This window comes from Stutzerimonas stutzeri RCH2, from assembly GCF_000327065.1.
GTDB classification, from domain to species: Bacteria; Pseudomonadota; Gammaproteobacteria; order Pseudomonadales; family Pseudomonadaceae; genus Stutzerimonas; species Stutzerimonas stutzeri_AE.
Map to the genome: position 1 here is coordinate 3,218,399 of NC_019936.1, position 13,010 is coordinate 3,231,408.

A 13,010-nucleotide genomic window follows, 5' to 3' on the forward strand; every position below is an offset into this window, starting at 1 on the left:
CCATTGTGAACCAGCCACGTTCGAGCGCCTCGGGTGCTGTGCTAGGCTCGGCCGATGGACGACCTCTCCCCCGCACTGGATCTGCCAGACCACCTGCTCATATTGCTGCAGGACCAACCCGAAGGCTGCAGCGAATACGCGCTGATTCAACAGCTCAAGCGCCGGCACAGCACGCACATCCCCAATCTGCCGCTGACCGACAAGCTGGTGCTGTTTCGCACGCACTTTCTGGTCTTCAACGCACTTTATCTGTTGCGCGACCGCCTCTGGGCCGAGGCCAGCGGCCACCTGCAGATCAGTCCGCTGCACATCCAGTTACTGCCTTATACGAGTGCCAGCGCCGGACTCAGCGAGCAGGACGCCTTGCGCGAGTACTATCTGGATCTGTCCAATCTGAAAGACACCGACGAAGACGACGTCGAGCGCCTGCTGGCGAGCTTCTGGACGCGCATGCAAGGCAGCGATGAGAAGCGCGCAGCACTAGAACTGTTCGAGCTAGATCGCTCCACACAACCGCTTACGCTCGACGTCATCAAGCGGCGTTATCGTCAGTTGGTGGGGCTGCATCACCCTGATCGAGGCGGCAGCACGCAGCGTTTGCAATCGATCAATCTGGCGATGGAAATACTCCAGCGCTATTACCGATGACGCGATAGCTTCGAAACGCTCTAACCCCGCTGATGCATCGGCGATTGGCATTCCTATACTGCGACATAAGGTCGCACGCGCCGTCCTCGATGACGACCGCCAGGCGAAGCGACCCTCCATAAACAGAGGAGACGCTGGCATGATCAATCACGTTTGGGGTTTGTTCACTCACCCTGGCCAGGAGTGGACCGAAATCCGCGGCGAGGAAGAAACCGTCAGCCACATGTACCTGACGCACGTGCTGCTGCTCGCGGCAATCCCGGCCGTGTCGGCTTACATAGGCGCCACGCAGGTGGGCTGGAGCATCGGCGGTGGAGAGCCGGTCAAGCTGACGCAAGCCAGTTGCATGCAGCTGGCGATACTTTCCTACTTCGCCATGCTGGCTGGCGTTGCTGTGATGGGGGGCTTCATCCACTGGATGGCGCGCACCTACGACGCCAACCCGACACTTACCCAATGCATCGTCTTCGCCGCTTACACCGCAACTCCACTTTTCATCGGCGGGCTTGCCGGACTCTACCCCCACCTGTGGCTCGGCATGCTGGTCGGTACGGCGGCGGTCTGCTACACGGCCTACCTGCTTTATGTGGGGCTACCGAAGTTCATGAACATCCCCGAGGACGAGGGATTCATGTTCTCCAGCTCCGTACTTGCCGTGGGGCTGGTGGTGCTGGTGGCGATCATCGCGCTGTCGGTGATTACCTGGGGCATGGGCATCGGCCCGGTATACGTGCGCTAACTAACTGCAATCTTCAGCCAGGCCGCCTTCGGGCGGCCTTTTCGTTTGCCCAGCAGGCCCCGCATCGTGTCCCGTGACGAAACGCTCGAGCTGAACAGGGAAACCCTCACCGCATCTGCCGTTCTAAAGCCATAACGCCGCTGCCGACTTTTTCTCCAGCGGCCCTCAAGGCAGACGGAGACTCGGTATGATCCCGCACTTAGTAACTTTGCTCACCCGCCCCGATCAGGCGTGGGCCGACATTCGCCGCGACGAAGAGAAGAACAGCTCCAACTACCTTGTCCACTTGCTGCTCTGGGCCCTGTTGCCGGCGATCTGCATGTTCATCGGTACACGCTACGTGGGCTGGAGCCTGGTAGAGGACGAGCGAATCTGGCTCGATACCCGCAGTGCCTTTCAGCTCAGCGCGCTGATCTACATCACCATCATTGTAGGCACCTTCATCATGGGGTTCTTCCTGCGCTGGATGTCGCGAACCTTCGACGCTCGACCGACGTTCAATCAGTGCGTGGGCTTCGTTGCCTATGTCATCACCCCGTTCTTCCTCGCCGGGCTTGGCGCGCTTTACCCGACACGCTGGATTGCGATCCTCGTGCTGGTAGCCGCCGGCGCCTACTCGACCTACCTGCTGTTCGTCGGCCTGCCGAAGTTCATGCGCATCGACAACCGCAACACCTTCCTCTACGGCGCATGCACTTGGGGCGTTGGCTTGCTGGTATTGGTCAACCTTAAAGTGCCGATGATCCTGTTCTGGATGCTCGCGCTGGACCCGACCTACGAGCGCGATGCTCCCCAGAATCAGAGCTATGGCTTCGAGGAAAACCGCCCGCAAGAGGAACCGGGCGGCGTGGATAACGAACGTCGTTTCAATGAACGCCCCACCGAGTGACGAGCGATACTGCTCGGCCCGGGATGGTTTGGCATAATGCGGCGCTCTCAGGAGTTGCCCAATGCCCGAGCGTCTCAATGCCCGTGTCGAAGCCTGCTATGCGCTGGCCGAGCAGTTTTTCAACCGACGCTTCCCGCGTCCCGAAGTGAGCTTCAAGCTGCGCGGCCAGAAGGCGGGTGTGGCTCACCTGCAGCAGAACCTGCTGCGCTTCAATGAACAGCTGTACCGGGAAAACACCGAGCACTTCCTGCGCCAGACCGTCGCCCATGAGGTGGCGCATCTGGTGGCCCATCAGATGTTCGGCTCACGCATTCAACCTCACGGTGAGGAGTGGCAATTGATTATGCGTGGCGTGTACGAACTGCCGCCGGATCGCTGCCATACCTACGCTGTCCGCCGTCGCGCCGGCACTCGCTATGTCTACCGTTGCAGTTGCGTGGATCAGGACTTCGACTTCACCGCCCAACGCCACGCGCTCGTGGCCAAGGGCCGTCGCTATTACTGTCGACGCTGCAAGACAACGCTGACATTCACTGGCGAGCAGCGCCGCGAATAAAGCCGCCCTGGCCTTGCTAAAGCGCTCTGGCCCGCCAGCCGGCAATGACGAACAGCGCCGCCAGCAACGCCATCAGCGGCAGCCAGCCGGCATGATCCCAGACGTAGCCTGCGCCATAGCCGACCACACTCGACCCCAGGTAATAGGCGCACAGATACAGTGCCGAAGCCTGGGCCCGCGCCTGCTTGGCGTGGCTGCCGACCTGCCCGCTGGCCACCGCATGTGCGGCGAAAAAGCCGAGGGTGAACAGCCCAAGCCCGAGCACGATTGCCGCCAGCCAGGGTGTCGCACACAGGCCGACGCCGAGCAGCATCAACACCACGCCACCACGTAGCACCTGTCGTGCGCCAAAGCGAGGTACCAGACGTCCGGCCCAGCCGGCGCTGAAGATGCCGCCGAGGTAGACCACGAACAGCAAGCCGATCAACGTCGAGGACAGCCCAAACGGCTCACCAGCCAGACGAAAGCCGATGTAGTTGAACAACGCGACGAAGCCGCCCATCAGCAGGAAGCCCTGCAGGAACAAGCTGCGCAGCGTGGGGTTGCGCAGATGCAGGCGAAAATTCGCCAACAGGTTACGTAGCGAGAGTGGCTGCGCCTTGAAATGCCGCGACGCCGGCAACAGCCAGACGAACAACGCCAGCGCCAGCAGGCCCAGCGACGCGATACCGCCAAGGGCCAGCTGCCAGCCGCCCAGATCGCTCAGCAGACCGGACAGCAGACGCCCAAGCATTCCGCCCAGAGCCGTGCCGCCGATATACAGCCCCATCGCGGCCGGCAGCGACTGCGGCTCGAACTCCTCGCCAACGTATGCCATTGCCAGCGCCGGCAACCCACTGAGCGCCAGCCCCAGCAATGCGCGCAGCGCCAGCAGCAGCTGCCAGGAGTCGACCAGAACGCTGGCCAGCCCGAGCAGACTGGCCAAACCAAGCGCAGCAGCCATCACCGGTTTGCGCCCCCAGCTTTCAGCAAGCGCACCCGAAATAAGCAAACAGAGCGCGAGCGACAGGGTCGTCAGCGACAGCGCCAGGCTACTGCTGGCGGCGGACACCGAAAAGTGTGCGGCCAGCATCGGCAGCAACGGCTGAATGCAATACAGCAAGGCGAAAGTGGCGAACCCGGCGCAGAAAAGCGCCAACGTGGCACGCCGATAGGCAGGCGTACCGCGTCTGAGGTGAGCGCTATCGTCAATCATCAGAACCTCTTCGCGAGCACCGACCGCCCGCAAAAAAGCCGCGCAGGCTAGCACAACCTCGCGCGATAGCGCATACCAGAGCGCCCGAAGCGAGCCGCTGATCGCCAATAAAGAGCGAATCCGTGTCAACGGTCGAAACGAACTTTGCCCTACGCGGGTCTCTGACTAGACTCCCCATATGCCAGTCGGAGTAAAACAATGACAGTAACGCCGAATGACACCCGCCCCACCCCTACTTCGATCAAGCGGGATGAAACCCGCCTCTTCGTTTTTCTGATCGTCTTCCTGTTTCCCATCCTCAGCGTCGTGCTGGTGAGTGGCTACGGCTTCATCGTCTGGATCGTGCAGATGATCTTCGGGCCGCCAGGCCCGGCGTAAACCGATCGCTGCCGTCATCGCCCTGCCCCCAATAAAAACGGAATAACTGATGGGTACCCCCCTGCAAATCGCCAGTCTGCTGGTGCACTGCCGCCCTGAGTGGCTGGCCGCGGTAAAAGCCAACCTGCAACTATTGCCCGGCCTCGAGCTGCACCAGGAGAACACCAACGGCAAGCTGGTGGTGGTCCTGGAAGCCGAACACGAGTCACGCATCCTTGCCGCGATCGACCACATCCAGCAATTGCCTGGCGTGCTTAATGCCGCATTGATCTATCACGAAGAACTCCTCGAAGGAGACGCCTGATGAGCCTTACCCGACGCCAATTCGCCAAGGCCAACGCCGCTGCTATAGCAGCAACGGTTGCCGGCATGCCCATCGCTTCGACCGCGAGCAATCTCGTAACCGAAGCGGACGCCACCAACCTGAAGTGGGACAAGGCCCCCTGCCGCTTCTGCGGTACCGGCTGTGGTGTCATGGTGGCGACTCGAGAGGGTCGCGTCGTCGCCACCCATGGTGACGTCAAAGCGGAGGTCAACCGCGGCATCAACTGCGTCAAAGGATACTTCCTGTCGAAGATCATGTACGGCTCGGATCGCCTGACCCAGCCACTGCTACGCATGAAGGACGGCAAGTTCGACAAGCAGGGCGAGTTCCAGCCGATTACCTGGGACCAGGCCTTCGACATCATGGAGGAGAAGTACAAGGCCGCGCTCAAGCAAGGTGGCCCGGAAGCCATCGGCATGTTCGGTTCCGGCCAGTGGACAATCTGGGAAGGCTACGCCGCGAACAAGCTGATGAAGGCGGGCTTTCGCTCGAACAACATCGACCCCAACGCCCGCCACTGCATGGCCTCGGCCGCGTTCGGCTTCATGCGCACCTTCGGCATGGACGAGCCCATGGGCTGCTATGAGGACATCGAAGCGGCAGATGCTTTCGTGCTCTGGGGCTCGAACATGGCGGAGATGCACCCGGTACTCTGGACCCGCGTGACAGACCGCCGCCTCAGTGCGCCGAACGTCAAGGTTGCGGTCATGTCGACGTTCGAGCATCGCAGCTTCGAGCTGGCCGACATCCCGATGATCTTCAATCCGCAGACTGACCTGGTCATCCTCAACTACATCGCCAACCACATCATCCAGAGCGGTGCGGTAAACAAGGACTTCATCGAGAAGCACACCAAGTTCGCCAAAGGCGCGACGAACATCGGCTACGGCCTGCGTCCGACCGACCCGCTCGAACTCAAAGCCGAAAACGCTGCGGTGGCCAACACCTGGAGTGACATCAGCTTCGAGGACTACGCCGAGTTCCTGAAAACCTACACGCTGGAATACGCAGCGAAGGAATCCGGCGTGCCGGCCGAGCGGCTCCAGGCGCTGGCCGAGCTCTATGCCGACCCGAAGGTGAAGGTCATGTCGTTCTGGACCATGGGCTTCAACCAGCACACCCGCGGTGTCTGGGCGAACAACATGATCTACAACATCCACCTGCTCACCGGAAAAATCAGCGAGCCGGGCAACAGTCCTTTCTCGCTCACCGGCCAGCCTTCGGCGTGCGGCACCGCGCGCGAGGTCGGTACTTTCTCCCACCGCCTGCCGGCGGACATGGCGGTCGCCAATCCCAAGCACCGCGCCATCGCCGAAAAGATCTGGAAACTGCCGGAAGGCACCATTCAGGAGAAGCCCGGATTCCACGCAGTGGAGCAGAGCCGCAAGCTCAAGGATGGCGTATTGAAGGTCTACTGGACTCAGGTGACCAACAACATGCAGGCCGGCCCCAACGTCATGCAGGAAATCCTGCCAGGCTGGCGCAATCCGGAAACCTTCATCATCGTTTCCGACGTCTACCCTACCGTCTCCGCGCAGGCAGCGGACCTCATCCTGCCCAGCGCCATGTGGGTGGAAAAGGAAGGCGCCTACGGCAACGCCGAGCGCCGCACCCAGTTCTGGCATCAGCTGGTCACCGCGCCAGGCGAAGCACGTTCGGACCTCTGGCAGCTGGTCGAATTCTCCAAGCGCTTCAACGTCGACGAAGTATGGCCGGCCGAGCTGCTCAGCAAAGCACCCGAACTGAAGGGCAAAACGCTGTACGACGTCCTGTTCAAGAATGGCCAAGTCGACAAGTTTCCCAGTGACGAGATCACGAAGGGCTACGCCAATCAGGAAGCCGAAGCCTTTGGGTTCTACCTGCAGAAAGGTCTGTTCGAGGAATACGCCGAATTCGGCCGCGGCCATGCCCATGATCTGGCGTCTTTCGAGACTTACCACGAGACCCGCGGTTTGCGTTGGCCTGTGGTCGACGGCAAGGAAACCCAATGGCGCTACCGCGAAGGCTACGACCCCTACGTCGAGGCCGGCAGCGAGGTGCAGTTCTACGGCTACGGCGACAAGAAGGCGATCATCTTCGCGCTGCCCTATGACGTGCCGGCCGAAGTGCCGGATAAGGACTACCCCTTCTGGCTCAGCACCGGACGGGTTCTCGAGCATTGGCACACCGGCAGCATGACCCAGCGGGTCGACGAACTGCACCAGGCGGTGCCCGATGCGCTCGTCTACATGCACCCGGAGGACGCGCGCAAGCTCAATGCCCGGCGAGGCAGCGTGGTGAAGGTCATCAGCCGGCGCGGAGAAATGCAGGCACGGATCGAGACTCGCGGTCGTAACAAGCCACCGATGGGCCTGGTCTTCGTACCGTTCTTCGACGCCAACAAGCTGATCAACAAAGTCACCCTCGACGCCACCGACCCGATCTCCAAGCAGACCGATTACAAGAAATGCGCCGTGAAGATCGAAGTGGTCAGCATCGCCTGAGAGGAGAGTCGCCATGAAATTTCGTTTACTGCCGCTGACTCTGCTTGCGGTGTTCGGCCTGGCCATCGCTGCCGAAACCAACTATCCGCTGGACGCTCCGGCCCCGGACGGACGCCGCCCAGGCGGGACCATCACCCAGGAGTTCACCCCACCGAAGCTGCATGACGAGGAGAACAAGGACATCCGGCGCGAGCGCAACTATCCGGAGCAACCGCCGACCATCCCGCACAGCATCCGCGGTTATCACGTCGACAAGAATGCCAACAAATGCCTGAGCTGCCACAGCAGGGCCAACAGCGCACGCGCCCAGGCGCCGATGATCAGCATCACCCACTACACCGACCGCGACCAGCAGACCCTGGCAGCCGTCGCACCGCGGCGCTATTTCTGCACGCAATGTCACGTGCCACAGCATGATGTGAAGCCGCTGGTGGAAAACCGCTTCAAGAACATCGACGAGCTGCTGTACCGGGAAACCTCACCATCCACCAGCGGAAACTGAGGGGGCCTGGATGAAGTCGATCAAGTCGTTTTTCAAACGCTACTGGGGCGTTCTACGCCGACCCAGCGTCCATTACAGCCTGGGCGCGCTGACGCTCGGTGGTTTCATCGCCGGGATCATCTTCTGGGGCGGTTTCAACACCGCGCTGGAAGCCACTAACACGGAGGCCTTCTGCATTTCTTGTCACGAGATGGAAGACAACGTGTACATGGAGATCAAGGACACCATTCACTACAGCAACCGCTCGGGCGTACGGGCAACCTGTCCGGACTGCCACGTACCGCACAAGTGGACCGACAAGATCGCGCGCAAGATGCAGGCCTCCAAGGAGGTCTGGGGCACGATTTTCGGCACCATCAACACGCGCGAGAAATTCCTCGACAAGCGTCGGGAGCTGGCAGAGCACGAGTGGGCGCGCCTGAAGGCCAACGATTCGCTGGAATGCCGCAACTGCCATGACTTCGGCTTCATGGACTTCACCCGGCAAGGCAAGCGGGCATCGGAGTTCCACTCCACCGCCCTGGCCAATGGCGAAGCGACCTGCATCGATTGCCACAAGGGCATCGCGCACAAGCTGCCCGATATGCGGGGAGTGCCGGGCTGGTGATAGCGAGATAGGTGCCACGCCGCCTCGCGGCGTGGCGTCTTTTCCAGAGCAGCAACAAAAAAGCCCTGACCGATGGCCAGGGCTTTTTCATGCGTAGCGTAATCAGGCCTTGGGCAGCGTCACGCCGCGCTGGCCCTGGTATTTGCCGCCGCGATCGCGGTAGGACACTTCACACTCTTCGTCAGATTCAAGAAACAGCATCTGCGCCACGCCTTCGTTCGCATAGATCTTCGCCGGCAGCGTGGTGGTGTTGGAAAATTCCAGCGTCACGTGCCCTTCCCACTCAGGCTCCAGCGGCGTGACGTTGACGATGATGCCGCAGCGCGCGTAGGTGCTCTTGCCAAGGCAGATGGTCAGCACATTGCGCGGAATGCGGAAGTACTCGACGGTACGCGCCAAGGCGAAGGAGTTCGGCGGAATGATGCAGACGTCGCTCTTGATGTCGACGAAGCTTTTCTCGTCGAAGTTCTTCGGGTCGACCGTCGCTGAGTTGATGTTGGTGAACACCTTGAATTCATCGGCGCAGCGCACATCGTAGCCGTAGCTCGAGACACCGTAGGAAATCAGCCGATCATTGCCTTCGGTGCGCACCTGGCGCTCGACGAAGGGCTCGATCATGCCGTGTTCCTGGGCCATGCGGCGAATCCACTTGTCCGATTTGATGCTCATGGCTGGCGTCCTGAATAGCTGAAGTTGGGCGTGCGAAGACGCGCATCTTACCGAGCCTCGTGCGCGTGTTAAAGCATAGCCACCATGCGCAGCGTAGAGCTCGTCACACCCGGGCAACGCCGCTTGGCGAAGAAATTCAAAATAAAGCTCGCTTTGCTCCAGAAAAAAGGTATTGTTACTGGGCTGCTGCTGCATGTGTCACCGTGAATCGCTACATGTTTAGATTTCGATCCAAATATCGATACGACTCCTATCTCCTTGCACACAGTGATGTTCGGACCCTTTCAGTCCGCACTTTATTTTCAAAAACTTGGTTCAAGGAGACATCAAATGTCCAATCGCCAAACCGGTACCGTTAAGTGGTTCAACGATGAGAAAGGCTTCGGCTTCATCACTCCGCAATCCGGTGACGACCTCTTCGTACACTTCCGCGCCATCCAGGGCGACGGTTTCAAGAGCCTGAAAGAAGGCCAGCAAGTTTCCTTCGTCGCTACCCGCGGCCAGAAGGGCATGCAAGCTGAGGAAGTTCAGGTTATCTAACCTGAGTCTTCTCTGAAAAAGCCCCGCTTCGGCGGGGCTTTTTTATTCCTGCGATTTATCACCCGGACGCAGGCGGTGACGCTTGGCGCCACCGCCGCTACTGTTCAGTCCTCGGAAATCACGATCTTTGGCATCGACTGGGCGATGATCTGCCCGCTCTGCGCAATCCGAGCACCGACGGTACGCGCCACTTCCTGGTAGATCATCGCGATCTGGCTTTCCGGGTCGGCGATCACCGTCGGTTTGCCTGCATCCGCCTGGCTGCGGATCGCCATCGACAGCGGCAGCGATGCCAGCAGATCGACGTTGTACTGCGCTGCCAGCTTCTCACCACCACCCTCGCCGAACAGATGCTCCGCATGGCCGCAATTGGAGCAGATATGGATGGCCATGTTCTCCACCACACCAAGCACCGGAATGTTCACCTTGCGGAACATCTCTACGCCCTTCTTCGCGTCGAGCAGCGCTAGATCCTGCGGCGTGGTTACGATCACCGCACCGGCCACCGGGACCTTCTGCGCCAGCGTCAGCTGGATGTCGCCCGTTCCCGGCGGCATGTCCACCACCAGGTAATCGAGATCGTTCCAGGCAGTCTGGGTAATCAACTGCAGCAGCGCCCCGGACACCATCGGTCCGCGCCAGACCATCGGAGTCTTGTCGTCAGACAGGAACGCCATCGACATGACCTGCACGCCATGGGCTTCCAGCGGAATGAATGCCTTGCCATCGCGAATCTCTGGGCGAGTGCCCTCGGCAATGCCAAACATGATGCCCTGGCTCGGGCCATAGATATCGGCGTCCAGCACCCCCACCCGCGCACCTTCCCGCGCCAGCGCCAAAGCAAGATTGGCCGCCGTGGTGGATTTGCCGACGCCACCCTTACCCGATGCCACTGCGATGATGTTCTTCACATTCGCCAACGCGGGCACCTGATCCTGCGCTTTGTGCGCTCGGACTACGCAGTCGACCTGTACATCCGCGCGGCTTACACCTTCCAGCTGCTCGATTGCCATCGCCAACAGCTGCGCCCAGCCGCTGCGAAACAACCCAGCGGCATAACCCAACTCCAGCTGCACGCTGACCCGATCACCCTGTACGTCAATTGAACGCACGCAACCGGCGCTTACCGGATCCTGATTCAAATGGGGATCGGTGTACTGACGCAGTACGGTTTCCACAGCTTCACGGGTGACGGACATGGTTACTCCTAGAAAGACCGAGCAAATCAGACAGGCATCTTACCCCGCCCGCGAGTTCCGAGCCCACCGACGACCGGACGACACTGCTATAGCGGGGCGATCGGGCAGCGCGGATGAAAAATGCGCGCCGGACCTTTATAGTTGCAGACTTTCCTTCGCAATTCCGACTGCAGATTCCCATGTCCGAAGCTCGCCAGATTCTCGTTACCAGCGCCCTGCCCTACGCCAACGGTTCGATCCACCTCGGCCACATGCTCGAGTACATCCAGACCGACATGTGGGTGCGCTTCCAGAAGCTGCGCGGCAACCAGTGCATCTACGTCTGCGCCGACGACGCACATGGCTCGGCGATCATGCTGCGCGCTGAAAAGGAAGGCATAACGCCCGAACAACTGATCGCCAACGTGCAGGCCGAACACAGTGGCGACTTTGCCGACTTCCTGGTGGATTTCGACAACTTCCACTCCACCCATTCGGAAGAAAACCGCGAGCTGGCCGAGCTGATCTATACCCGCCTGCGCGACGTTGGCCACATCGCCACCCGCTCGGTGACCCAGTATTTCGACCCCGAGAAAGGCATGTTCCTCGCCGACCGTTTCATCAAGGGCACCTGCCCGAAGTGCGCGGCCGAGGACCAGTACGGCGACAACTGCGAGAAATGCGGCGCGACCTACGAGCCGACCGAGCTGAAACATCCGCGCTCGGCGATTTCCGGCGCCACGCCGGTGCTCAAGGACTCCAAGCACTTCTTCTTCAAGCTGCCGGACTTCGAGGCCATGCTCAAGCAATGGACCCGCGGCGGCGCGCTGCAGGAGTCGGTTGCCAACAAGATCGCCGAATGGCTCGACGGCGGGCTGCAAGAATGGGATATCTCCCGCGACGCGCCTTATTTCGGCTTTGAGATTCCGGGTGAGCCAGGCAAATACTTCTACGTCTGGCTGGACGCGCCGATCGGCTACATGGCCAGCTTCGAGAACCTGTGCAAGCGCCGCCCCGAGCTGAGCTTCGACACCTTCTGGAGCAAGGACTCGACTGCCGAGCTGTACCACTTCATCGGCAAGGACATCATCAACTTCCACACCCTGTTCTGGCCCGCCATGCTCGAAGGCGCCGGTTTCCGCAAGCCCACCGCCGTCAATGTCCACGGCTACCTGACCGTGAATGGGCAGAAGATGTCCAAGTCCCGTGGCACCTTCATCAAGGCGCGCACCTACCTCGACCATCTCAATCCCGAGTACCTGCGCTACTACTATGCGTCCAAGCTCGGCCGTGGCGTCGACGATCTCGACCTGAATCTCGAGGACTTCGTGCAGAAGGTCAATTCCGACCTGGTCGGCAAGGTGGTCAACATCGCCAGCCGCTGCGCGGGCTTCATCCACAAGGGTAATGGCGGAGTGATGGTCGATGCCAACCCTGAGCCCGAACTCTGGGCCGCCTTCCAGGAAGCTGCACCAGGTATCGCCGAGGCCTATGAAGCACGCGACTTCGCCCGCGCCATGCGCGAAATCATGGCGCTCGCTGACCGTGCCAACGCCTGGATCGCCGACAAGGCGCCCTGGGCTCTAAACAAGGTCGAAGGCAAGCAGGCCGAGGTGCAGGAAATCTGCGCCTTCGGTGTCAACCTGTTCCGCCAGCTGGTTATCTTCCTCAAGCCGGTGCTACCGAACCTTGCCGCCGCTGCCGAGCAGTTCCTCAATGTTAAGCCGCTGCGCTGGAACGATCACGCAACGCTGCTGGCCAATCACCAACTCAACGCCTTCACCCCACTGATGACTCGTATCGAGCCGGCGAAGATCGAAGCCATGATCGAAGCTTCCAAAGAAGACCTCGCCTCCAGCGAAGCCTCAGCTGCCCCGGCAGGCAATGGCGAACTAACCAAGCAACCGATCGCCACGGAAATCAACTTCGATGCGTTCGCCGCGGTCGATCTGCGTATTGCCCTGATCGAAAAGGCCGAGTTCGTCGAAGGCGCCGACAAGCTGCTACGCCTGACGCTGGACATCGGTGATGCCAAGCGCAACGTGTTCTCTGGCATCAAGAGCGCCTATCCAGATCCGGGCAAATTGGAAGGTCGTCTGACTCTCTACGTTGCCAACCTGGCGCCACGCAAGATGAAGTTCGGCATGTCCGAAGGCATGGTCCTGGCGGCGGGCCCTGGCGGCAGCGAGATCTACCTGCTGAGCCCCGATAACGGCGCCAAGCCGGGCCAACGCGTCATGTAAACCGGCTATTGCGTGCCGGCCTCGCGACCGGCACGCAATAGCCCGACGCTTAACGGAA

Annotated in this window: 14 protein-coding genes; 11 read left to right on the plus strand and 3 right to left on the minus strand. The window is 60.6% G+C overall.

The features are described 5' to 3' along the window. Positions 1 to 54 precede the first annotated feature (54 nt). The 4 genes from PSEST_RS14765 to PSEST_RS14780 all read left to right on the plus strand — a co-directional run bounded on the left by PSEST_RS14765 (position 55) and on the right by PSEST_RS14780 (position 2,832). On the plus strand, positions 55 to 648 hold the full coding sequence (locus PSEST_RS14765) for a DNA-J related domain-containing protein (RefSeq protein WP_015277776.1): 594 nt from the start codon (positions 55 to 57) through the stop codon (positions 646 to 648). 139 nt (positions 649 to 787) lie between these two features. Further along, positions 788 to 1,387, plus strand: coding sequence for a Yip1 family protein (locus PSEST_RS14770; RefSeq protein ID WP_015277777.1), 600 nt, complete (start codon positions 788 to 790; stop codon positions 1,385 to 1,387). Positions 1,388 to 1,574: 187 nt separating this feature from the next. Next, positions 1,575 to 2,276, plus strand: a complete 702-nt coding sequence (locus PSEST_RS14775; RefSeq protein WP_015277778.1) for a Yip1 family protein — start codon at positions 1,575 to 1,577, stop codon at positions 2,274 to 2,276. Positions 2,277 to 2,337: 61 nt separating this feature from the next. Beyond that, a complete protein-coding gene (locus tag PSEST_RS14780) occupies positions 2,338 to 2,832 on the plus strand; it encodes a SprT family zinc-dependent metalloprotease (protein WP_015277779.1) in 495 nt (164 codons plus the stop codon). A gap of 16 nt (positions 2,833 to 2,848) precedes the next feature. Here PSEST_RS14780 and PSEST_RS14785 read toward each other — a convergent pair whose 3' ends face one another. Continuing rightward, the gene (locus PSEST_RS14785; protein WP_015277780.1) at positions 2,849 to 4,027 is read right to left on the minus strand and encodes an MFS transporter; all 1,179 of its coding nucleotides are present in this window, start codon (positions 4,025 to 4,027) and stop codon (positions 2,849 to 2,851) included. 198 nt (positions 4,028 to 4,225) lie between these two features. On the opposite strand from PSEST_RS14785, the gene napE reads away from it, so the two are divergent. Genes napE through PSEST_RS14810 form a run of 5 tightly spaced genes read left to right on the plus strand, consistent with a single transcriptional unit; the run spans position 4,226 to position 8,322 of the window. After that, positions 4,226 to 4,405 carry a periplasmic nitrate reductase, NapE protein gene (gene napE, locus PSEST_RS14790; RefSeq protein ID WP_015277781.1) on the plus strand — a complete coding sequence of 60 codons (180 nt, stop codon included), beginning with the start codon at positions 4,226 to 4,228 and terminating at the stop codon, positions 4,403 to 4,405. Positions 4,406 to 4,454: 49 nt separating this feature from the next. Continuing rightward, a complete protein-coding gene (locus PSEST_RS14795) occupies positions 4,455 to 4,709 on the plus strand; it encodes a chaperone NapD (RefSeq protein WP_015277782.1) in 255 nt (84 codons plus the stop codon). Further along, positions 4,709 to 7,213 (plus strand): nitrate reductase catalytic subunit NapA, encoded by a 2,505-nt coding sequence (gene napA, locus PSEST_RS14800; RefSeq protein ID WP_015277783.1) that lies wholly within the window; start codon positions 4,709 to 4,711, stop codon positions 7,211 to 7,213. The genes PSEST_RS14795 and napA overlap by 1 nt, the downstream gene beginning before the upstream one ends. A gap of 13 nt (positions 7,214 to 7,226) precedes the next feature. Next, on the plus strand, positions 7,227 to 7,715 hold the full coding sequence (locus PSEST_RS14805) for a nitrate reductase cytochrome c-type subunit (RefSeq protein WP_015277784.1): 489 nt from the start codon (positions 7,227 to 7,229) through the stop codon (positions 7,713 to 7,715). Between the two features lie 10 nt (positions 7,716 to 7,725). Next, entirely contained in the window at positions 7,726 to 8,322 is a 597-nt protein-coding gene (locus tag PSEST_RS14810; protein ID WP_015277785.1) for a cytochrome c3 family protein, read from the plus strand. A 102-nt stretch (positions 8,323 to 8,424) separates the two neighbouring features. On the opposite strand, the gene dcd is transcribed toward PSEST_RS14810, so the two are convergent. Beyond that, positions 8,425 to 8,991, minus strand: coding sequence for a dCTP deaminase (gene dcd, locus PSEST_RS14815; RefSeq protein ID WP_003302346.1), 567 nt, complete (start codon positions 8,989 to 8,991; stop codon positions 8,425 to 8,427). A gap of 330 nt (positions 8,992 to 9,321) precedes the next feature. On the opposite strand from dcd, the gene PSEST_RS14820 reads away from it, so the two are divergent. Continuing rightward, on the plus strand, positions 9,322 to 9,531 hold the full coding sequence (locus tag PSEST_RS14820; protein ID WP_003282211.1) for a cold-shock protein: 210 nt from the start codon (positions 9,322 to 9,324) through the stop codon (positions 9,529 to 9,531). Between the two features lie 104 nt (positions 9,532 to 9,635). On the opposite strand, the gene apbC is transcribed toward PSEST_RS14820, so the two are convergent. After that, positions 9,636 to 10,730: an iron-sulfur cluster carrier protein ApbC gene (gene apbC, locus PSEST_RS14825; RefSeq protein ID WP_015277786.1), complete on the minus strand. Its 1,095-nt coding sequence runs from the start codon at positions 10,728 to 10,730 to the stop codon at positions 9,636 to 9,638. A gap of 179 nt (positions 10,731 to 10,909) precedes the next feature. Here apbC and metG point away from each other — a divergent pair, with 179 nt between their 5' ends. After that, positions 10,910 to 12,952 (plus strand): methionine--tRNA ligase, encoded by a 2,043-nt coding sequence (metG, locus tag PSEST_RS14830; RefSeq protein WP_015277787.1) that lies wholly within the window; start codon positions 10,910 to 10,912, stop codon positions 12,950 to 12,952. The last annotated feature ends 58 nt before the right edge of the window (positions 12,953 to 13,010 follow it).

Bases quoted from the DNA above. Each gene is read 5' to 3' on its own strand.
- PSEST_RS14785 (WP_015277780.1), bottom strand. From the start codon at position 4,027: ATGATTGACGATAGCGCTCACCTCAGACGCGGTACGCCTGCCTATCGG.
- apbC (WP_015277786.1), bottom strand. From the start codon at position 10,730: ATGTCCGTCACCCGTGAAGCTGTGGAAACCGTACTGCGTCAGTACACC.
- PSEST_RS14770 (WP_015277777.1), top strand. From the start codon at position 788: ATGATCAATCACGTTTGGGGTTTGTTCACTCACCCTGGCCAGGAGTGG.
- PSEST_RS14805 (WP_015277784.1), top strand. From the start codon at position 7,227: ATGAAATTTCGTTTACTGCCGCTGACTCTGCTTGCGGTGTTCGGCCTG.
- PSEST_RS14780 (WP_015277779.1), top strand. From the start codon at position 2,338: ATGCCCGAGCGTCTCAATGCCCGTGTCGAAGCCTGCTATGCGCTGGCC.
- PSEST_RS14775 (WP_015277778.1), top strand. From the start codon at position 1,575: ATGATCCCGCACTTAGTAACTTTGCTCACCCGCCCCGATCAGGCGTGG.
- PSEST_RS14795 (WP_015277782.1), top strand. From the start codon at position 4,455: ATGGGTACCCCCCTGCAAATCGCCAGTCTGCTGGTGCACTGCCGCCCT.
- PSEST_RS14765 (WP_015277776.1), top strand. From the start codon at position 55: ATGGACGACCTCTCCCCCGCACTGGATCTGCCAGACCACCTGCTCATA.
- napE (WP_015277781.1), top strand. From the start codon at position 4,226: ATGACAGTAACGCCGAATGACACCCGCCCCACCCCTACTTCGATCAAG.
- dcd (WP_003302346.1), bottom strand. From the start codon at position 8,991: ATGAGCATCAAATCGGACAAGTGGATTCGCCGCATGGCCCAGGAACAC.
- metG (WP_015277787.1), top strand. From the start codon at position 10,910: ATGTCCGAAGCTCGCCAGATTCTCGTTACCAGCGCCCTGCCCTACGCC.
- PSEST_RS14820 (WP_003282211.1), top strand. From the start codon at position 9,322: ATGTCCAATCGCCAAACCGGTACCGTTAAGTGGTTCAACGATGAGAAA.
- PSEST_RS14810 (WP_015277785.1), top strand. From the start codon at position 7,726: ATGAAGTCGATCAAGTCGTTTTTCAAACGCTACTGGGGCGTTCTACGC.
- napA (WP_015277783.1), top strand. From the start codon at position 4,709: ATGAGCCTTACCCGACGCCAATTCGCCAAGGCCAACGCCGCTGCTATA.